We start from the raw sequence: 20,771 nt of genomic DNA, 5'->3' as shown, positions 1-20,771 counted from the left end.
ATAGTACTCAATAATTAAAGTCGAAATTTGACATAAAAAATAAGCCATATCAAGGCTTAAGAGTGCTTTTAAAGAAATGAAGTGTCAAACTCCCGGGATCGTCTTGTTCATTACGGCGATTATTTAACACATTAATCGAATCGGCATCATATGAAAACGAAGCGAACTTTCTTTTAATTATCAAACGAACCATTATACAATTAATCTGAATTTTTTGTCAATTAATACAACCGTTTTTCTAAAAAAAAGTTTTAGATTCCTAATAAAAAAGCTTGAAAAACAGTTGCCGTTGTCGTATTGTAAGTAACAATAAGTTAAAACAGAGAGAAAAAATAATCTAAAATTATAGAGGAGGCGCAACATGAGGGAGGACAAATTTACAAAAGAAGGTTTAACGTTTGATGATGTATTATTAATGCCAAGTAAATCAGAGGTATTACCACGAGATGTCTCACTGAAAGTGTCGCTAGCAGAGACTTTACAGTTAAATATTCCGTTGATTAGTGCAGGTATGGATACAGTTACTGAAGCGGAGATGGCGATTGCGATGGCACGTCAAGGTGGTTTAGGCATCATCCACAAAAATATGTCGATTGAAGATCAAGTGGAACATGTGGACCGGGTCAAGCGTTCTGAGAGTGGTGTTATTACGAATCCATTCTTCTTAACGCCTGAGAATCAAGTCTTTGATGCTGAGCACTTAATGGGTAAGTTCCGTATTTCTGGTGTGCCGATTGTTAATAATCGTGAAGAGCAAGTGCTCGTTGGTATTTTAACGAACCGCGACATGCGTTTTATTGAAGATTATTCTATTCAAATTAAAGATGTGATGACTTCTGAAAATCTTGTGACTGCAACTGTTGGCACAACACTCGACGAAGCGAGTCAAATCTTGCAAAAACATCGAATTGAAAAGCTACCATTGATTGATGAAAATGGGGTATTAAAAGGCCTTATCACCATTAAAGATATCGAAAAAGTGATTGAATTCCCTAACTCCGCCAAAGATAACCAAGGTCGCTTACTATGCGGGGCTGCGGTTGGTGTGACAGCTGATACCGAGTTACGAGTTGAAAAACTTGTGGAAGCGGGTATTGATGCCCTTGTCATTGATACGGCACACGGTCACTCTAAAGGTGTGCTTAATCAAGTGGAACATATTCGCGCACTCTATCCTGATTTAGTGATTATTGCAGGTAACGTCGCAACAAAAGAAGCAACGGTGGATCTGATTGAAGCGGGTGCCAGTGTTGTGAAAGTCGGTATTGGTCCTGGTTCTATTTGTACGACCCGAGTCGTTGCCGGTGTCGGTGTCCCTCAAATTACCGCTATTCATGACTGTGCTATCGCCGCAGCTGAATACAACGTACCCGTCATCGCAGACGGTGGGATTAAATATTCAGGCGATATCGCCAAAGCTCTCGCATCTGGTGGACACGCGGTTATGTTAGGGAGTCTGTTTGCGGGTACAGATGAATCACCTGGTGAAACAGAAATCTTCCAAGGGCGTCGCTATAAAGTTTACCGCGGGATGGGGTCTGTATCAGCGATGAAGTCAGGTTCAAAAGACCGTTATTTCCAAGATACAAACGATGCAAAAAAACTTGTGCCTGAAGGTATTGAAGGTCGAATTGCTTATAAAGGGCCTCTTGCTGATACGGTGCACCAATTACTTGGTGGTTTACGCGCAAGTATGGGCTATTGTGGTAGTCCTGATTTGGATGTTTTTAGAAATGACACACAATTTGTGCGTATGACAGGTGCTGGGTTACGTGAATCACACCCACATGATGTTCAAATTACGAAAGAAGCACCAAACTACTCAGTACAATAATTAATATATGATAAAAAGACTAAGTGACTTCCTTTATCCAACATTGATTGATAAAGGGAGGACTTAGTCTTTTTTATTATCAGACGACAGTCTTTCTATTTTTCCGTATATTTAAAAATGTTCTGAAAAGTAATGTCAGACTGAAAATAGCAATAAAAACTAACGTGATGGATGCACCTGGTGGTGTACTAAACTGATAAGATAAAATTAATCCACTCGTCATGCCACTAATAGCAATAACCATCCCAATTAGAATGACGCCATTAAAATGATGGCTGATTCTTAAAGCAATTGCAGCTGGTAAAATAATAATGGCTGACACTAATAGGGCACCTACAATCGGCATAGAGACAGCTATGGTTATCCCTGTTAGCACATTAAATAAAATTGACATGCGTTTAATAGGGAGACCTGCGGTAAAAGCTGTATCTTCATCAAAGGTGAGTACATACAATGGTTTTCTAAAGAAGACATATAATAAAGCAATAATTATCGATAGCCCTACTAATAAAATCAGCTGTTCTTGACTGATTGTCACGATAGAACCAAATAAAAATTGCGTAATATTAACCGATGTTTTTGCTTGATTTAAACTCATCAAAAATAAGGCAATAGCCATACCAGCTGACATGAGTAAGGCGACTGAAAGTTCAGAATAGCTGCGATAAATGGTACGTAAATATTCTAAAATGATAGCAAGTATGATGACGACTAAAATATTTGTCCATGTTGGGTTTACACCGAGTAATAAGCCGAGAGCAACACCCGCAAGAGATACGTGAGACAATGTATCAGCCATTAAAGATTGCCGTCTTAAGATGAGTAAGAGTCCGAGAATCGGGGCGATGATTGAAATAGAGAAAGAAGCTAAGAAAGCTCTTTGCATGAATCCATGGAAAAACATCTCCAAGGTGTCCCCTCCTTTCGTGTTAAGGTAATATGTCGATTCGCATAGTTTTGCAAATCATGGTAATCATGGGTAACCATAAGAACAGCCTTTTTGTGGTAAGTACAACTATGTTTAAGTAGTTGATAAAAGGCTTCTCGTGAGGCTTTATCCATTCCGGTCGTTGGCTCATCTAATACGTAGACATCAGCATCGGTTGCAAATGTCCGGGCAATCGATATCCGCTGTTTTTGTCCACCAGATAAATCGCCAATCTTTTTATGACGCATGTCCCACATACCAACAGCTAGTAAAGCAGATTTAATGTGTTGCTTATCTACTTGGCTTAATCGCTTATACCAACGCCCATTTTGGAAACGTCCAGATTGGACAAGTTCATATACGGTACTAGGGAATCCAACATTAAATGAAGCGACTTGTTGAGGTACATAACCAAGTGTTAAAGGTTTGTTTTGGTTATTTAGTTTTGCGATAGTAACAGTGCCTTGCGTTGGTTTAAGCAAGCCAAGTATATTTCTTAAAAGTGTTGATTTAGCAGCACCGTTTTCACCAGTTAAGATCATAAAATCACCTGCATAAATATCAAAAGAAATGTTAGTTAGGACTGTTTCTGTCCCATATTTAAAAGCGAGGTCTCTTACAGTTATATAGGGCATGATTGGCTCCTTTCAATGTATGAATTATGGTCTATGTGAACAGTCCCTTATACGTTGATTAGTATAAGGGACTGTTTACCACATTAATGAATAGACTGTTTCAATGCCTCTAAATTTTCTAACATCAATTGATAATAACTTATGTCTTCATCAACGGATTCTGGCAGTGTCTCAAAGTCATATAAGACAACAACGTTAGTGTCGGTTTCTGTTGCGACTGTTTGAGCAATCGCTGAATTTGCGCCATTCTGATAGTAAATAACCGGTATATCGAATGCCTCAACTAACGTATTAATTTCTGCGATACGAGAAGGGCTTGGCTCCACTTCGGTTGATAGTCCACCAATCGAAAGTTGCTTGAGTTGATAACGTTCAGCTAAATGACCAAAGGCTTGGTGCTGAACGACAAAAAGACGATTTTCAGCCTCACGAAAGGCTGCTTCATATGATTCGTGCAATTGTTGAAGTTGTGCATTATATAACCGGGCATTCTCTGTGTATATCGATTCACCTTCTGGGTCAGCTGAAATAAAAGCATCACGAATAACATTTACTTGATCTTGAGCTTTAACCGGATCAAGCCAAACATGAGGATCAATACCTTCATGGTCATCAATTAATACAGCTACAGCATTAGATTCAGCTACGATATTCATTGCTTCGTCCTCTAATACGGCTTTAATTTTAAGGTTTTCTCCATCCGTTTGATATTCTAATACGTTTGAATTGGCTTGATCAATTATTGTCCAATCATCTGCCGCAGCAGTTTTCTTATACCATAACCATGTAGTATTTGATGGCTCTTGTGCGATATCAGCTTTAAGAGTGATAACATCTCCAGTGTGATAATGTCCTTGAAGGCCGGAAATGGTAATTGGAGATGACTCACTGTATGTTTGGTTATCTTCTTCAAAGTCACCATCATCTTCATGATCAGTTATTGAATCAAATGTATATGTTTTGGTGGCAATAAGTTGATCTGAGTTAACGGCGTCAAGTAATCGTTGTGCCCAAAACTCCATTTCATCGCTGCTATAGACAAAAATATCAGCTTCTGAGACAGTGGCAACATCTTTGGCACTTGGCTCATACACATGAGCATCTTGATTTGTAGACAATAACATGGTTACATCGGCACGGTCTCCGGCAACCTGTTTTGAAAAATCATACATAGGATAAAAAGAGGTAACAACGTTTAAATGTGCTTTTTTATCATTTGTATTGTCAGATGCATCACATCCTACAAGAAGTAACCCAATAAAGCTCATCACAATGATCATATATTGAATGTGTTTCATCTGTATCCCACTTTCATATTATTAGTGTGCCAACATATCATGAACAAGTCCTTCTGAATCTAAATGTGCTGGATAAAAAGTTGGCCAATTTGTTACTTCTTCGAGAAGTTCATCTCGATTATCTCCCCAATATAAATGGAAGTGATGAGCTGTTTGCGGACGAATCGCATGGTCACTGAACTGAATGTATTGTGGCATATTTTCATCGCCTGATGAGCGTTTAAAGCTATAGCGAACACCACGGTTTCCTTTTTCATAAGTTAATATTTCATAATCATCATATGTGTAAGAAGCTGACATCTCATCGTCTGATGTATAGAAAGTAAAGGTATCATCTTCAATTGTGATACGTTCAACATCTGTTTCATAACCTGTTGTGTAATATTCCTGATAGTCTGCTGCTGACATCTCCCCATCTTCAGCTTTTTTTTCAAACACAGGGTCTAAATCACCAGCAAGTAAGTAAGGGTAAACCGATTGCCAGTCGCCTTCCCAATCCGCTAACGTACGATCTTCAATGTCATTGTCTTCGAAGTAACCATTATAAACAGCTTCAGTTTCTTCATCATGTGCATGGTTGTGATCTGCATGGTCATCATCTCCGTGGTCATGACCTGCATGGTCGTGGTCACCTTCGTGATCATCAATGACAACCGTCACAACATCAGACTGAAGATATGGTTGGTGTTCATCATCAAATAAGATGGCCTTAATTTCTAATTCGTTTATTTCTGCCACGGCATGAAATACGTTAGTCGAATCAGCAGATTCTGTCCATGCTTCTTCTGCTACTCTCGTGTACCAGTGCCAATGGCTGTAGTCATTAATTTCATCCACACGAACAATAAGTTCAATTGAATCGTCTGTGTGATAATGGTTAGCTAAGCCATCAATTGTTGCTTGAACAGGTACATCATGTAGATTGTCAGCTGCTGTTTCCTGTTCTTCCTCTAAGTTATTTTGACATGCTACTAATAAAAACAATAAGACTGCAACAATAAAACCGGTAAAGACTGTATTCTTTTTCATATATGATTCCTCCTATATTGTAAATCGTAATCATTACTAATCGAAATGATTACGATTTACAATATATCATGAAAATAATCAACGTGTCAACGGCTATTTTTATCTGGCATATTACCAGTAGAAGGAATGTCAGTTGAGTAAACAGCACTTTTTAATATAGGATGTATCGGAAGATTGGAATAAATAGTTATAAAAACCAATCAAAAAGTAGATACATTCTTCATGTCATTATGATAAAATAACAAAGACAAAAGAATTTTGGGGGTAAAGAAACAGTGAAGCGTTTAGGACAAGTATTAAGTATATGTATATTAGTGTTAATCATTGGTTTTGGGACATCTGTTGATGTATCAGCCGTTAGCGATTTAGAAGCAGAATCAGGTATCATTGTCGATGCAGAGACAGGTGATGTGTTATTTAGTAAGAATGCCGATATTAAATTGCCACCAGCAAGTATGACAAAAATGATGACCGAATATTTAGTGCTGGAAGCGATTGATGAAGGTACAATCACGTGGGAGACGACAACGCAAATCAGTGATTACGCGTACAGTATTTCAGCTGATACATCATTTTCTGGTATTGGCTTACGCCAAAGTCAAGACTATACCGTTAGACAATTGTATGAAGGAATGGCAATTATTTCTGATAATGCGACCACCATTGCCTTAGCTGAACTTGTGGCAGGGTCTGAATCAGAATTTGTGAAGTTGATGAACCAAACAGGGGAAGAACTTGGTTTGATCGATTTTAAATTTGTGAATTCAACCGGATTAAATAATAAGAGTTTAGGTGATAATCGTCCTGAAGGTACGGGTGCTGAGGAAGATAACTTAATGTCAGCCCGCGCGACGGCGAAGTTAGCTTATCACTTAGTTAATGACTACCCAGAGGTGCTTGAGTTCTCAAGTACGATGCTTTCAGAACTAGACGGTCAGCCATTAAAAAATTTAAACTGGATGTTACCGTGGAATAAGGATAACTTTGCCCAGTATGCTTTTGAAGGTGTTGACGGGTTAAAGACAGGTTATACGTCTGAAGCCGGTTATTGTTTTACTGGAACGGCTTTACGCGGTGATCAACGGTTTATTACAGTGGTGATGCGAACGGATAGCTATGGTGCACGTTTTGAAGAAACGATTAAACTCATGAACTATGGTTTTAATCAGTTCACTGATGTGACGTTATTTACTGCTGATGAGACGGTAGAAGGTATTGAAACATTACCGGTAGCAAAAGGTAAAGCTGACACTGTTAATATCGCCCTTAAAGAAGATGTGTCACGGATGGTAAAAAATGAGGAAGAAGAGCTGTACTCATTAACGTATACGTTAAATGAAGATAATTTGGATAAAAATGGTGCACTGGTTGCGCCAATAGAAGCAGGTACCGTCGTTGGTACAGCGACACTCGTCTACAGTGGTGAAGAAGATTACGGAAATATTGACCCAGCTAAAAATCAACAAACGGTGGAACTCGTAACCACAGCAGCTGTTGAGAAAGACAACTGGTTTATGTTAGTACTTGGCGTGATTGGCGACTTCTTTGTCAGTCTTTATCAAGTGGTAGCTGATACTGTCACAGGTTGGTTCTAATCCTATATATAAAATGTAAATAAAAACACGTCAAAAACTGTCACAAATAGTTTTTGACGTGTTTTTTTGTTAAATAATAGCTAATTCAGAGTGTGAAGGTAAGCATTATCACATGTTGAGTTAAAAATTGTTGCGAAAGCGCTAGTCATAGGATAAAATGAAAGCTATCGAAAAAGAGTGAATCTTTTTTAAATTGGAATTTCTTAAAAAATGTTGGTCAATACACGAGGGGGAATTAGAGTGGTAAATGTAGGAACAGATCGTGTAAAACGAGGCATGGCTGAAATGCAAAAAGGTGGCGTCATTATGGACGTTGTCAACGCTGAACAAGCAAAAATCGCAGAAGAAGCAGGTGCAGTGGCTGTTATGGCATTGGAGCGTGTACCTTCTGATATTAGAAAAGCGGGTGGTGTGGCACGTATGGCTGACCCAACGATTGTTGAAGAGGTTATGAATGCGGTATCGATTCCGGTTATGGCCAAAGCACGTATCGGTCACATCGTTGAAGCCCGTGTATTAGAATCGATGGGCGTGGATTATATTGACGAAAGTGAAGTACTCACACCTGCTGATGAGGTCTTTCACTTAAATAAAAAAGATTATACCGTACCATTTGTCTGTGGTTGCCGTAACTTAGGTGAAGCGGCTCGCCGTATTGGTGAGGGAGCATCGATGTTACGTACAAAAGGTGAACCAGGGACAGGTAACATTGTGGAAGCAGTCCGCCATATGCGTCAAGTCAACGCAGAAGTGCGTCAGCTTGTGACTATGTCAGTAGATGAAGTCATGACATACGCTAAAGACTTAGGTGCGCCGTATGAAGTACTTCTTCAAATTAGAGAAGAAGGTCGTTTGCCAGTCGTTAACTTTGCTGCTGGTGGTGTCGCTACACCTGCTGATGCAGCACTTATGATGCAATTAGGCGCTGATGGTGTCTTTGTTGGGTCTGGTATTTTTAAATCAGATAACCCAGCCAAATTTGCTAAAGCGATTGTCGAAGCAACAACGCACTTTGAAGATTATGAGCTCATCGCGAAAGTGTCTAAAGGTTTAGGTGAAGCGATGAAAGGGATCGAAATTTCAACGATTCAACCACATGAGCGTATGCAAGACCGTGGTTGGTAATTTATAAAGTAAAGGACGTTTAGCTATGGTAACAGTTGGTGTATTAGGATTACAAGGCGCTGTAAGAGAACATGTTCGTTCGATTGAAGCCAGTGGTGCCCATGCAGTTGTAGTGAAAAAGATTGCCCAGTTAGATGAGATTGATGGCTTAATTTTACCAGGTGGTGAAAGCACAACGATGCGACGTTTGATTGATCAATACGGTTTTTTAGAACCGTTACGTCAATTCGGTCAAAATAACAAGCCAATCTTTGGTACATGTGCCGGTCTGATCTTACTCGCAAAAGAGATCACCAATCAATCAACCGTTCATTTAGGGCTGATGGATATTACAGTCACACGTAATGCGTTTGGTCGTCAAAAGGATTCATTTGAAGCGGCGCTTACCATTGATGGTGTGGCTGAAAATTTTAATGCTGTCTTTATCCGCGCGCCTTATATTGAACGTGTCGGTGAAAGTGTGAAAATACTAGCAACTTATGATGACGCGATTGTCGCGGCAGAAGAAGGGCCGTTTCTTTGTACAGCCTTTCACCCTGAATTAACAAAAGATCATCGTTTAGCTCATTATTTTGTTGAAAAAGTGAAAGAATCAAAAAAAGACTTGCAAGATAGTCAATGATTTTGTATGATTTGAATAACTTCAATATGTTAAAGTGTTAATGAGAAACAAGTAACTTACTTATTTACAAGAAGAGAGTCAGTGGCTGGTGCGAACTGATGGAATAATGAAGTGAATCCATTCTCAGAGTGATATGTGGTCAACAAACATATCCGGTTAAAAGCCGTTATCTAAAGAGCCGGAAGACAGGTCTGTCTTCAATCAGGGTGGTATCGCGGGAAATACAACTCTCGTCCCTACTGTTACAGTCTAGGGATGGGAGTTTTTTGTATGCTTTTTGAGTTTAAAAAGTGATATGAAAATAGTGTGTCAATCACTGCCGGAACACAACGCAAGTGTTTCACAATTACAAGGAGGAAAAAATATGTTAGATATTAAGTATTTACGCCAAAATTTTGAAGAGGTAAAAACAAAACTCGCACACCGCGGGGAAGATTTATCAGATCTTGATCAATTTGAGATGCTTGATACGAAACGTCGTGAGCTGATTGCGAAAACAGAAGAACTAAAAGCAAAACGTAACACAGTCACTAAAGAGATTGCAGCGTTAAAGAAAAATAAACAAGATGCTGATGAAAAGATTAATGAAATGCGTGCCGTTGGTGACGAGGTTAAGGCCATTGATGACGAGTTACGCGCAGTAGAAGAGAAATTGAAACTCATGATGTTGTCGATTCCAAACATTCCTCACGAGTCAACGCCAATTGGTGAAACAGAAGATGACAACGTTGAAGTGCGTAAGTGGAAAGAGGTACCTAACACCGACTTTGAACAAAAACCTCACTGGGAACTGGCGACAGAACTCGGGTTACTTGATTTTGAAAAAGCAGCCAAAGTGACCGGCAGTCGGTTTGTGTTTTATAAAGGCTTAGGTGCTCGTTTAGAACGTGCATTGATTAACTTTATGATGGACCTACATGCTGAGGAACATGGATATGAAGAAATGTTACCTCCTTATATGGTGAACCGTGACAGTATGACTGGGACGGGTCAACTACCAAAGTTTGAAGAGGATGCTTTTAAGATAGAGGGGTGGGATTATTTCTTAGTCCCAACAGCGGAAGTGCCGGTAACAAATTATTACCGTGATGATATTTTATCTATCGATCAACTGCCACAGAAATTTGTTGCATATAGTGCGTCATTCCGTTCTGAAGCGGGTTCAGCTGGCCGTGATACCCGTGGTCTGATTCGTCAACATCAGTTCAATAAAGTTGAACTCGTACAGTTTGTTAAACCAGAAGAATCATATGATCGTTTAGAAGAGCTCACAGGGCACGCAGAAACGGTCTTGCAGAAGCTTGAATTGCCATACCGTGTCCTAAGTATGTGTACAGCTGATTTAGGCTTTACCGCTGCGAAAAAGTACGATATTGAAGTCTGGATGCCAAGCAATGACACGTATCGTGAAATTTCTTCTTGTTCAAATTTTGAAGACTTCCAAGCACGTCGTAGTGGGATTCGTTTCCGTCGTGAAGATAAAGCGAAGCCAGAATTTGTCCATACGTTAAATGGTTCAGGTCTAGCGGTTGGTCGTACGGTCGCAGCTATTTTAGAAAACTATCAAAATGCTGACGGATCTATTACGATTCCTACCGTGTTACAGCCTTATATGGGTGGTAAAACTGTTATCTCACCGAAGTAAAAAACGGATAAAAAAAAATGACAACGCTGATGAAATCCATCAGCGTTGTCATACTTTCTTAAAAAGAATAAAAAAATATAGTAAACATGTTGACAGTTATGGCTAGAACTGATATTATATATTTTGTCGTCAGATCACGGAGGAATACCCAAGCCCGGCTGAAGGGATCGGTCTTGAAAACCGACAGGGGCTTCACGGCCCGCGGGGGTTCGAATCCCTCTTCCTCCGCCATATTATTTTAACGACATTTTAACACTTAGTCTTTTGACTAAGTGTTTTTAAATACGTAAAAAACGAAGTCCGCAGCTATTGTTGAGCGCGGACTTTGTTTGATTATGTTTGAGCTATGTTTTTTTATAAAACGAATGATATAAATAAAGGTCATTGGTTAATGTTTAAACTACTAAATCATAACCCTTAAATTGTTCCAATCTTATGAAATCTTTCTTTCGCTGGGTAATTATGATACAGCTACCTGATCTGCTTTTGTTTCATTGGTGTCCGTTAAATCATCACTGTATTAATAACTGTTTATCTTCTTAATATTGTCATGTTTGATTTTAAATGAGGTATAGTGATTTGATAGAGAATAGATCAGAATAGTTAGACAATAATCATGAGAAAAGCTAAAATAAGGATAGATTTAAAGGGGGAATAATGAATGAAAAAGATCGCATTTATCGGCGCAGGCCAAATGGCAGAAGCCATTATTAGTGGAGTGCTAGATCAAGAGACGTTTACACCAGCCGCTATTTATGCGACGAATAAGGGCAACCTAGATCAATTACATTATTTAAAGACAATGTATGGTATTAATACAAACGAAAAGACACAAGCGGTTGTAGAGGAGAGTGATGTGGTTGTTCTTTCAGTCAAACCAAAGGATAAAGCAGAAGCGATTGCCTCAATCAAGCCTTATATTAAAGTGGATGCGCTCGTAATCTCTGTTATGGCAGGTGTTGAAACTACGACCATCGAAGGATTACTGTCACAACCGGTTAAAGTCATTCGAGTGATGCCAAATACAAGTGCTAAGGTCGGTCTTAGCGCAACCGGACTCAGTCGCGGAACATTTGCGGATGATGAAGCCGTAAGTTTTGCGACAACGATTTTTGAAGCGATTGGCTCTGTTGTTGAAGTCGATGAACAAGACTTACATGCGGTCACGGCTGTTAGTGGAAGTGGACCAGCATACTTTTATTACATGGTAGAGGCCATACTTGAAGAAGGTATTGCTTTAGGGTTATCAGAAGACATCACCAAAGATTTAGTGACCCAAACCATCAGTGGTGCAGCTAAAATGTTAGAGACGTCTGATTTATCCCCAGCGCTACTACGAAAAAACATTACAAGTCCGAACGGCACAACAGAACGGGCCATTCTCACTTTTGACCAACATGAGATGAAAACAGCGATTAAAAAAGGTGTGCACGGGGCATATGAGCGTTCAATTGAGCTATCGCAAGGTGATGAATCATAAAATACTAATGAAGGTGATGCATATAATGCAACTCAGCAAAGCTCAAATTATTGGTAAGAACATAAAAAAATTACGCAAACAGGCTCAGCTTACGCAAGTCGAACTAGCACAAGGCATCGGCACACAGGCACAAATCAGTAAAATCGAACAAGGGCTCGTGATTCCGTTGTCGACGACACTCTATGAAATCGCTGAGAAGCTCGGTGTAGATCTTCATGGGTTTTTTGAACATGTCTATGAGTCTCAATCAAATTATTTAAAAGAGGTAAAAAATCAAATAAGGAAAGAGATTCGTAATCGTAATTATGAAGAGGTTGAGAGAATTTTAACATTTGAAGCGAAAAACAATGTCTTTCAATCAGATTACGATTATCAATTTTTTCTTTGGCATAAAGGCATACTCACGTTTTATATTGATCAATTGCATGAAAAATCTATCGCTTTTCTTGAAGAAGCGTTTAAACTAACGAATAAAAATAAAGACACGGTCACAACATTACAAGAAGTCGAGATTCTTAACAGTATCGCGATTATTTATAATGAAATTAAAGATTACAGGCAATCGATTGAAAAGTATAAACAAGCGATTCGTCACTTTAAAGAAATGATTGAGATCACCGACCGGAGAGTAGAAATTCGCTTGTATTATGGATTAGCTAAATCGTTGTTTAAAAATCAGGATTATGAGGAGTCAATTGCTTATTGTAAAAAAGGGATCAACGTCTGTATCAACGAAGAAATCTTATATTTACTTGGTGAATTGTATTATGAACAAGGACAGAACTATCAAACGTTAGAAAAAAGAGAGCTTGCTCATAACGCTTATCAAACAGCTAAGCAGTTATTCCAAATAGGGAAAAGACCTGCATTTATTAAGGTTGTGGACGAGAAATTGACAGCCCTTAAAGACGACATTATAACATGATGCAAATAGTGAACGTAACAATAGCGAGGATAGTAAAGCATTGGCTTTACTATCCTCGCTATTTGGTATTTAAGTATTAAAAGAGTGATTAAAGGACGATCATTTAACAAAAATATAACTATGATTATATTCGATGACAAAACCTTAGAAAAAGAGAGGAAAACCGATACCTTCTAATAAAATTCAAGAACAGGAGGTTTTTACGGCGTTTTAACAAAAAGATAATCTATGATACGCTCTAAGAGAAGAGCTATACATTAAATGCCAGATGTCTAACTGTCAGCTCTTTTGTCATAATTGTTAATATAACCGACGGAGGGTGTCGTATGATTGAGTTAAGTGTAAAAGAAGAAGAGCAGCTCGTTTTTAAGAAGGTCCTGATGAAGAAACATCAAGCAATTTCTATAGATAAAACGGATGGCAAATTCCGTGCTTTTGTCAGTCAAACAGAGAAGAGTCGTATTCAAAAGTTTGGTCCTTTGGTTACAATTCATCATGAGTTAAAGCTTCATGATGATGGCACGTTGTTAACTGATTATGCTTTGTTAACACAAGCGCATGATTACCAAGAACATCAAGAGCACTATATCACTAAAGACCGGCTCGAATTTCCGAAGTGTGTTGCTTTAAAATTTAAAGGTCCTGCTGAACTTATTCATTATGCCTATTCTAAATTAGCTTTATATACGTATGATCATGACTTACAAACAACTGGGGAAGTTATTACAGTGCTAATCAATGATAGGCAAGAATATATGGTGGCAGATATATTTCAACCTGTTGTTTAGTGATATATTTCAGCTTTGATCCAAAAGTGTAAGTGAGGCATAATTGAACTGTAGTTACAGCAGTTAATTCAACACTTATAAAAAACACCGTTAAATCAGGAGACTTACGTCTTTGATTTAACGGTGTTTTCTGAGTTAATATGCATGGTCTTTTAAAACCGAGAGTGATTAATGAATAAGCTAATTTTTTCTAAGATTGGTTCAACAGATGTTTCATCATTCATCAGGTCATAATCATTAATATTTAAACGCAAGATTGGACAAGCATTAAAGCTGTTAATCCAGTTTTCATAACGGCCGTGCATCTCTTCCCAGTAGGTGACGGGTGTTGCTTGCTCCATTGGACGTCCACGCACTTTAATACGCTCGACCACATCATCTAATGTACCCTCTAAATAAATCAGTAAATGAGGGTGTGGGAAGTATGGGGTCATGACCATTGCATCAAAGAGATTACTGTATGTGTCATAGTCTGTCGGTGTCATCGTCCCTTTTTCATAATGCATTTTAGCAAAAATACCGGTATCTTCGTAAATCGAGCGGTCTTGGATAAAACCACCACCATACTCAAAAATACGTTTTTGTTCCTTGAAGCGTTCTGCTAAGAAGTAAATTTGTAAGTGAAAACTCCAGCGTTCAAAGTCTTTATAAAATTTATCAAGATAAGGGTTTGTATCGACTTTTTCTAAAGATGTTCTGAAATCAAGTGCTTTGGCAAGGGCATGTGTCATAGTTGACTTTCCAACCCCTACTGTTCCCGCAATTGTAATAACTGAGTCATGGGGTATATTGTACTTTTCTCTTAAATTCATTTGTCTAAACTCCTTTAATACTACTGTTTATTTTGTTAAATAGGGTTCGAGATGATCAAAGATTGTCTCTAAGTCACGTTGATGTTTAATAAAATCTATGTCATCACCGTTAATACGAATAACGGGAATTTCGGGATGATTCTTTTCAAAATGATCCATAAAATCTTGATAGTCTTGGCGTAGTTGACTTAAATAACTCGCCTTAATATTTTCTTCAACTTGTCGATTTCTTAATTCAATCCGCTCAAGTAACGTATCAAGTGAGGCATCTAAATAAATCATCACATTTGGTAATGGCATATCCTTTGTGAGAATTTGATAAATTTGTTCATATTTATCGAGTTGATGATTTTTTAACGTACGCTTAGCAAAAATCATATTTTTCATAATATGATAATCACTCACTACCGGTTTTTTCTGATTAAGAAAATCTTTTTCGGTATCTTCTAACTGTTTAAACCGATTACATAAGAAAAACATTTCTGTTTGAAAACTCCAAGCATCAATATCATCATAGAACTTACCTAAGAAAGGATTCTCTTCAACAATTTCTTTTAGTAAGTATAAATCAAAGTGTGCAGCAATTTTTTTTGATAGCGATGTTTTGCCCACGCCAATGGGCCCTTCAACCGCAATAAAAGGGACATGTGTCATTACCTCTTCCTCCTAATATATTCGGTCACTTCCTATTACAAACAACTATTTTAACATAATTACTCAGTAAGTGTGAGTAGTTTAACTGAATATTTGTCATTCTGTGTTGAGAGAGGAAAAATCGTTAAAAAAGATTTAGTAAACACTGATTAATATGGTTTTTTTTGGATATATCTATAACCATATGTTACTATAGAGTGAGAGGGAGTGAATAGTCAGTGAAAAAATTAATTGTCGTTATAGGGTTAAGTGCTATAGTAATGTCAGCCTGTGTGTCAGTTGACACACAAGAACCAGAGCGTAATGAAAACAACGAGACAGAAACAACACATAGTATTGCGTCCATTGAACAAGCGATGGAAGACCATAGTTATCCAAAAGAGACGATCGTTCATTATGAATTAAAGCCTCCTTATGTGTATGTGTTTACGACATCGACCCGTGGGATGTCGGTATCAATATTAAAAGAAACAACACATGGTTTTGGCTGGCTTGATAACTATGATGTCGTTCAAGATATGTCAATTCTTCATGCGGATGAAACAGACATGCCGGTACTAACGATAGTAAAAGATACACAAGAGCCAGTAGAAGACGTAAAAGTATTAGATGAGTATGCTAAAGCGATTCGATTTGTACGAAAAGAAATTGATGGTTTTGTCAGTCATACGACCTTTTGGGTACACTTTACTGAATGGGACGCGTCCTATACAACTTTTGAATCCTTGCCCGTTCATAGCGTTGAAAAAATCACGGAATAATAGGTCAACACCTCTTTGTTTCTGACGTATAAATGATTTCATGTTAGAATGAGAAAAGATTTATACTGATATCAGCAATGTAAGGATGAGTGGATAATGACAGGTACTACGATAAAAAATGATCACTACTATATGCAGTTGGCGATTCAAGAGGCGTTAAAAGCAGAAGCCATTGGCGAGGTTCCGATTGGTGCTGTTCTTGTGCATGAAGGTGAGGTAATTGCTTCTAGTTTCAACTTAAGAGAAACATTAGAAACAACTGCCTCTCATGCAGAGATGATTGTCATTGACCAAGGTAATCAACACTTTAATAGTTGGCGCTTAGAAGATTGTACCCTTTATGTAACACTTGAGCCGTGTCCTATGTGTGCTGGGGCAATTGTTCAATCACGAATCAAACGGGTTGTGTTCGGTGCGCTTGATCCAAAAGCAGGGTGTGCCGGGTCATTAATGAATTTATTACAAGATGATCGTTTCAATCATCAAGTCGAGGTAACGAGTGGTGTGGAAGAAGAAGTGTGTGGGGCGTTATTACAAAACTTCTTTAAACAGTTGCGGGAAAAGAAAAAACGTGAAAAGCAAGCACGACAAAGTGAAAAACAAGCGGAACTGGAGAACAAAATGACCGATCGACAGGTGATTCCTTTTCCAGTAACGAAACAAGATGATCATTCGTCTGATCAATCATAGAAAGATCTATCTTTTTAAGTGTGGGCGTTGCATTTTTTAACTAAACACGTTATACTTATTCTTGCCGTGCTAGGTGGGGAGGTAGCGGTGCTCTGTACTCGCAATCCGCTGTAGCGAGACTGAACCCCCATCTGAGGCCCACAATTTTAAGGTCTGCCATAGGGAATTGGTGTTGACGTTTGGGTCCTGCGCAACGGGAACCTGTGAATCCTGTCAGATCCGGAAGGAAGCAGCAGTAAGCAGTGACCTCTCGTGTGCCGTGGGGAAGCCTGGGCTGAGTCATGAACCTATGTAACGCTTGGTGTTGTGTGGTCGACGATGGGTGCACGGTATACATAATGAAAAGAAATCTCTCACATTCTGTGAGGGGTTTTTTTATGGATTTCTATTCATTATAAATAGACGTCGTCCTGTTAATTGATGAAATGAAGGGCGAATTACTGATGCATCTTCTGTATGTTTCAGTTATAATAAAAAGAGACTTAACACGAAGAGAGGATCCGGATATATGAGCTATCAAGCCCTATATCGTGTCTTTCGCCCACAAGTGTTTGAAGATGTGGTCGGACAGACACATATAACACGAACATTACAGAATGCTCTCGTACAAGATAAATTCTCACATGCTTATCTGTTTACTGGTCCACGAGGGACAGGAAAGACAAGTGCGGCAAAAATATTTGCGAAGGCGATTAACTGTGAACATGCCCCAACGAAAGAGCCATGTTTAGAGTGTGCCAGCTGTAAAGGTATCCAGTCAGGAGCAATTCCTGACGTGATGGAAATTGATGCTGCTTCTAATAACGGTGTCGAACAGATTCGTGATATACGAGATAAGGTTAAATATGCCCCAACATCCGTCCCTTATAAGGTGTACATTATCGATGAGGTACATATGTTATCAATGGGTGCGTTTAACGCGTTATTAAAGACGCTAGAGGAACCGCCAAAACACGTGATTTTTATTTTAGCAACAACAGAGCCACATAAAATTCCTTTAACAATTATTTCGCGTTGTCAGCGATTCGATTTTAAACGGATTACGCAACAAGCATTAATTGAACGAATGAAAGTGATTATGGCTCATGAAGACATGACCGTCAGTAATGAAGCTTACCATCAAATTGCGCTTGCAGCAGAGGGTGGGATGCGGGATGCGCTCAGCCTTTTAGATCAAGCAATTTCGTATAGTGATGGTGAAGTGACATTAGAAGATGTGTTACAGATTACCGGTTCTGTCTCACAAGCAAAACTCCAACAACTCACAGCAGCCCTCGCTGATAAAAATGTGAGCACAGCTCTTAGCCTTGTCGATCAGTTCATTCAAGAAGGAAAAGATCCTGGTCGTTTGATTCATGATTTAATATATTTCTTACGAGATGCACTCATGTACCGAGCAGCACCAACTCTCGCTGATCAATTAGAGCGAGCAATCCCGGATGAGGCTTTTAAGGAGCTCGCCAATCAACTGGATCCACACTGGATTCAACAAGCAATTAGCGAATGGAATCACTGTCAACAAGAGATGAAGTGGACAACGAGTCCGAAAGTTTTTATCGAGATTAGTGTATTAAAACTAACCGAAGAAGATCAAGCGTCGTCAGTGGCGAATGATTCACACATTTTGCAGTTAACTGAAAAGCTTGGTAAACTAGAAAAAGAACTTCGTGTGTTAAAAGAACAAGGAATAAAGCATGAGCAAAATGCATCACCTAAGCGTCAACAAAAGCGTACACCACAAAGTAAGAGTAACTATAAAATACCGTTCGAGAAAATCCGCCTCACGTTAGAAAAGGCAGAAAAAGAACACTTACAAAACGTACAACGCGCTTGGGCGAATGTGTTACAACAAGTGAAACAGAAAAGTGCGCCGGCTCATGCGACTTTACAAGATGCTAAGCCAGCAGCAGCTTCGTTTGATAACTTGGTGATTGCTTTCAAGTATGATATTCACTGTTCATTAGCACTCGAGCACCGTGAACTAATTGAAGCGATTCTGTTAGAAGCAACGGGACACCAAATGTCGTTTATCCCAATTCCTGAAGAAGCGTGGATAAAATTGCGTGAAGACTTTATTAAAGAACAAAAATTAAAAGCAAAAGATTCAGGAGAAAAAAAAGAACCAGAGGCAGAAACAGATCCCGTTGTTGAAGAGGCACGAAAATTAGTTGGTGACGATTTATTAGAAATACATGAAGACTAAAGTTTTTTAATTACAAGGAGGAAAACAACATGCGTGGAAATGCAAACATGAACAAAATGATGAAACAAATGCAAAAAATGCAAAAAGATATGATGAAAGCTCAAGAGGAATTACAAGAAATGAGCTTTGAAGCAACTGCCGGTGGTGGTATGGTTAAAGTAACAGCTAATGGTAAGAAAGAAATCGTTGATGTAGAAATCAATGAAGAAGTTGTTGACCCAGATGATGTTGAAATGTTACAAGATTTAATCATTGCAGCAACAAATGAAGTATTAAATAAAGTGGATGAAACATCAAACGAGAAGATGGGTAAATTCACTCAAGGTATGAATCTTCCGGGAATGTTCTAAGGAGAGATTATATGTATTATCCTGAACCAATTTCAAAGCTGATTGATAGCTTTACTAAATTGCCAGGAATCGGACCGAAAACTGCGGTCCGACTGGCTTTTTTTGTTTTAAATATGAAAGAAAACGATGTGTTAGATTTTGCGAAAGCATTAGTCAATGCAAAGCGAGAACTTACGCACTGCAGTGTATGTGGTCATATTACCGATCAAGACCCTTGTCAGATTTGTAGTGATCATACCCGCGATGACTCCGTTATTTGTGTCGTACAAGATCCTAAAGATGTTATTGCGATGGAAAAGATGCGTGAATTTAATGGTCGATATCACGTCCTTCATGGAGCTATCTCACCGATGGATGGGATTGGACCAGAGGATATTAATGTTCCTGACTTAATTAAACGATTAAAAGATGATAAAGTCGAAGAGCTTATTCTCGCAACAAACCCTAATGTGGAAGGTGAAGCAACAGCGATGTATATTTCTCGTCTGGTTAAACCATCAGGTATTCGGATTACCCGAATTGCACATGGTTTACCAATGGGTGGGGATTTAGAATATGCAGATGAAGTGACTTTATCAAAGGCATTAGAAGGCCGGCGTGAATTATAATCTGAAAGTGATGTGTTGCTGATGAGCTTTCGTACAAACCAAAAGAAAAAACAATATGAACAAGCATTACTGGATGACATTTATCGTTTGCAGTCGGAGTGGATGCAAGTTAAAGATGTGATGGAGCGCAGTTTAGATCCATCCATTGAAGGTGAGTACCAATTGAAGATTGCAGAAATAAAGTATTTCTTCTTATTAAAAGAAGCAAGACGTCTACACTTGAACGCCCGTCAAAAATGATGGGCGTTCTTTTTTAGTTTCTTCATATATAGTTCTAACGGTAGCATAACAGTAAAAATGCAATGGTAGCATTATGATGGGGGAATAGAATGGAAAGAATAGAGTTTTAAGGTTATATAATATTTGCATCGTATAATCGTAAGCGTCCGCTCAATCTCATGATGGTGAGGGAAAACAACGATGCTCGGTGAATATGATCGAGTAAGTTTAGTCTTGATGAAAAGCCTCACCTTTTAAATGTGTTTAATGAGGGAATCAATTATTAGGTAAGTTTTTTTAAAAACTTGTAATTAATCCTTGCATTCAAAAAGGTATTCATGGTATATTATTTAGGCAGTCTTTTGAGAGGCCATTTCAAATATTGATTGAAAATAACTTTTTTGGAAAAAGTTATTGACTTATTCTCAAGAGATATGTTATAGTTAAGTAGTTGTCGACAAAACGACAGCGAAAATATTTGACCATTGAAAACTGAATAACACACACAGTAAAGTTAAGAAATAAAGTAAGACAAGCTAGTGCTTGAAACCAGAGTAAAGAATTACTCAT

Annotated in this window: 20 protein-coding genes, 1 tRNA gene, 1 other RNA gene and 1 other annotated feature; of the genes, 16 read left to right on the top strand and 6 right to left on the bottom strand. The window is 38.5% G+C overall.

From position 1 onward, the window contains the following. Positions 1-361: 361 nt before the first annotated feature. Entirely contained in the window at positions 362-1,834 is a 1,473-nt protein-coding gene (guaB, locus tag BM098_RS11105; protein WP_089833330.1) for an IMP dehydrogenase, read from the top strand. 79 nt (positions 1,835-1,913) lie between these two features. Here guaB and BM098_RS11100 read toward each other — a convergent pair whose 3' ends face one another. From BM098_RS11100 to BM098_RS11085, 4 genes are all read right to left on the bottom strand, one after another. After that, positions 1,914-2,744, bottom strand: coding sequence for an iron chelate uptake ABC transporter family permease subunit (locus tag BM098_RS11100; protein WP_089833328.1), 831 nt, complete (start codon positions 2,742-2,744; stop codon positions 1,914-1,916). Further along, positions 2,702-3,397, bottom strand: a complete 696-nt coding sequence (locus BM098_RS11095) for a metal ABC transporter ATP-binding protein (protein ID WP_089833327.1) — start codon at positions 3,395-3,397, stop codon at positions 2,702-2,704. Before BM098_RS11095 ends, BM098_RS11100 begins: the two co-directional genes overlap by 43 nt. Positions 3,398-3,480: 83 nt before the next feature. Then, complete coding sequence (locus BM098_RS11090) at positions 3,481-4,695, bottom strand: metal ABC transporter solute-binding protein, Zn/Mn family (protein WP_089833325.1); 1,215 nt, start codon at positions 4,693-4,695, stop codon at positions 3,481-3,483. Between the two features lie 21 nt (positions 4,696-4,716). Beyond that, positions 4,717-5,724 carry a metal-binding protein ZinT gene (locus tag BM098_RS11085; protein ID WP_089833324.1) on the bottom strand — a complete coding sequence of 336 codons (1,008 nt, stop codon included), beginning with the start codon at positions 5,722-5,724 and terminating at the stop codon, positions 4,717-4,719. 275 nt (positions 5,725-5,999) lie between these two features. Between BM098_RS11085 and BM098_RS11080 the strand changes: the two genes are divergently transcribed. The 8 genes from BM098_RS11080 to BM098_RS11045 all read left to right on the top strand — a co-directional run bounded on the left by BM098_RS11080 (position 6,000) and on the right by BM098_RS11045 (position 13,904). Then, positions 6,000-7,319, top strand: a complete 1,320-nt coding sequence (locus tag BM098_RS11080) for a D-alanyl-D-alanine carboxypeptidase family protein (protein WP_089833322.1) — start codon at positions 6,000-6,002, stop codon at positions 7,317-7,319. Positions 7,320-7,559: 240 nt separating this feature from the next. After that, positions 7,560-8,444, top strand: a complete 885-nt coding sequence (pdxS, locus tag BM098_RS11075) for a pyridoxal 5'-phosphate synthase lyase subunit PdxS (RefSeq protein WP_089833320.1) — start codon at positions 7,560-7,562, stop codon at positions 8,442-8,444. 25 nt (positions 8,445-8,469) lie between these two features. After that, positions 8,470-9,066 carry a pyridoxal 5'-phosphate synthase glutaminase subunit PdxT gene (gene pdxT / locus BM098_RS11070; RefSeq protein WP_089833319.1) on the top strand — a complete coding sequence of 199 codons (597 nt, stop codon included), beginning with the start codon at positions 8,470-8,472 and terminating at the stop codon, positions 9,064-9,066. A 28-nt stretch (positions 9,067-9,094) separates the two neighbouring features. Next, positions 9,095-9,307 (top strand) — a binding site (T-box leader). Positions 9,308-9,430: 123 nt separating this feature from the next. Next, entirely contained in the window at positions 9,431-10,711 is a 1,281-nt protein-coding gene (serS, locus tag BM098_RS11065) for a serine--tRNA ligase (protein WP_089833317.1), read from the top strand. A gap of 138 nt (positions 10,712-10,849) precedes the next feature. Beyond that, positions 10,850-10,942 (top strand) — tRNA-Ser (locus BM098_RS11060). A gap of 430 nt (positions 10,943-11,372) precedes the next feature. Next, positions 11,373-12,191: a pyrroline-5-carboxylate reductase gene (proC, locus tag BM098_RS11055; protein WP_089833315.1), complete on the top strand. Its 819-nt coding sequence runs from the start codon at positions 11,373-11,375 to the stop codon at positions 12,189-12,191. Positions 12,192-12,216: 25 nt separating this feature from the next. Continuing rightward, complete coding sequence (locus BM098_RS11050; RefSeq protein ID WP_159430174.1) at positions 12,217-13,116, top strand: helix-turn-helix domain-containing protein; 900 nt, start codon at positions 12,217-12,219, stop codon at positions 13,114-13,116. Positions 13,117-13,442: 326 nt separating this feature from the next. After that, positions 13,443-13,904 (top strand): hypothetical protein, encoded by a 462-nt coding sequence (locus tag BM098_RS11045; RefSeq protein ID WP_089833311.1) that lies wholly within the window; start codon positions 13,443-13,445, stop codon positions 13,902-13,904. A 152-nt stretch (positions 13,905-14,056) separates the two neighbouring features. On the opposite strand, the gene BM098_RS11040 is transcribed toward BM098_RS11045, so the two are convergent. After that, a complete protein-coding gene (locus tag BM098_RS11040; RefSeq protein ID WP_089833309.1) occupies positions 14,057-14,716 on the bottom strand; it encodes a deoxynucleoside kinase in 660 nt (219 codons plus the stop codon). A gap of 27 nt (positions 14,717-14,743) precedes the next feature. Beyond that, a complete protein-coding gene (locus BM098_RS11035; RefSeq protein WP_089833307.1) occupies positions 14,744-15,370 on the bottom strand; it encodes a deoxynucleoside kinase in 627 nt (208 codons plus the stop codon). A gap of 218 nt (positions 15,371-15,588) precedes the next feature. On the opposite strand from BM098_RS11035, the gene BM098_RS11030 reads away from it, so the two are divergent. The 7 genes from BM098_RS11030 (at position 15,589) to BM098_RS11000 (ending at position 20,222) form a co-directional block, all read left to right on the top strand. Next, entirely contained in the window at positions 15,589-16,131 is a 543-nt protein-coding gene (locus tag BM098_RS11030) for a hypothetical protein (RefSeq protein WP_089833305.1), read from the top strand. A gap of 96 nt (positions 16,132-16,227) precedes the next feature. After that, entirely contained in the window at positions 16,228-16,821 is a 594-nt protein-coding gene (tadA, locus tag BM098_RS11025; RefSeq protein ID WP_089833302.1) for a tRNA adenosine(34) deaminase TadA, read from the top strand. A gap of 64 nt (positions 16,822-16,885) precedes the next feature. Beyond that, an RNA gene (gene ffs / locus BM098_RS11020) (signal recognition particle sRNA large type) lies at positions 16,886-17,151 on the top strand. A 178-nt stretch (positions 17,152-17,329) separates the two neighbouring features. Then, positions 17,330-19,024, top strand: a complete 1,695-nt coding sequence (gene dnaX / locus BM098_RS11015) for a DNA polymerase III subunit gamma/tau (protein ID WP_089833300.1) — start codon at positions 17,330-17,332, stop codon at positions 19,022-19,024. 29 nt (positions 19,025-19,053) lie between these two features. Further along, positions 19,054-19,374 carry a YbaB/EbfC family nucleoid-associated protein gene (locus tag BM098_RS11010; RefSeq protein ID WP_089833298.1) on the top strand — a complete coding sequence of 107 codons (321 nt, stop codon included), beginning with the start codon at positions 19,054-19,056 and terminating at the stop codon, positions 19,372-19,374. 11 nt (positions 19,375-19,385) lie between these two features. Continuing rightward, entirely contained in the window at positions 19,386-19,982 is a 597-nt protein-coding gene (gene recR, locus BM098_RS11005; protein WP_089833295.1) for a recombination mediator RecR, read from the top strand. Between the two features lie 21 nt (positions 19,983-20,003). Beyond that, positions 20,004-20,222: a YaaL family protein gene (locus tag BM098_RS11000; RefSeq protein ID WP_089833294.1), complete on the top strand. Its 219-nt coding sequence runs from the start codon at positions 20,004-20,006 to the stop codon at positions 20,220-20,222. The last annotated feature ends 549 nt before the right edge of the window (positions 20,223-20,771 follow it).

Source organism: Halolactibacillus halophilus, assembly GCF_900115605.1.
Taxonomy (GTDB): domain Bacteria; phylum Bacillota; class Bacilli; order Bacillales; family Amphibacillaceae; genus Halolactibacillus; species Halolactibacillus halophilus.
The sequence above is the reverse complement of the archived record's forward strand: the minus strand, read 5'-3'. Positions and strand labels throughout refer to the sequence as shown.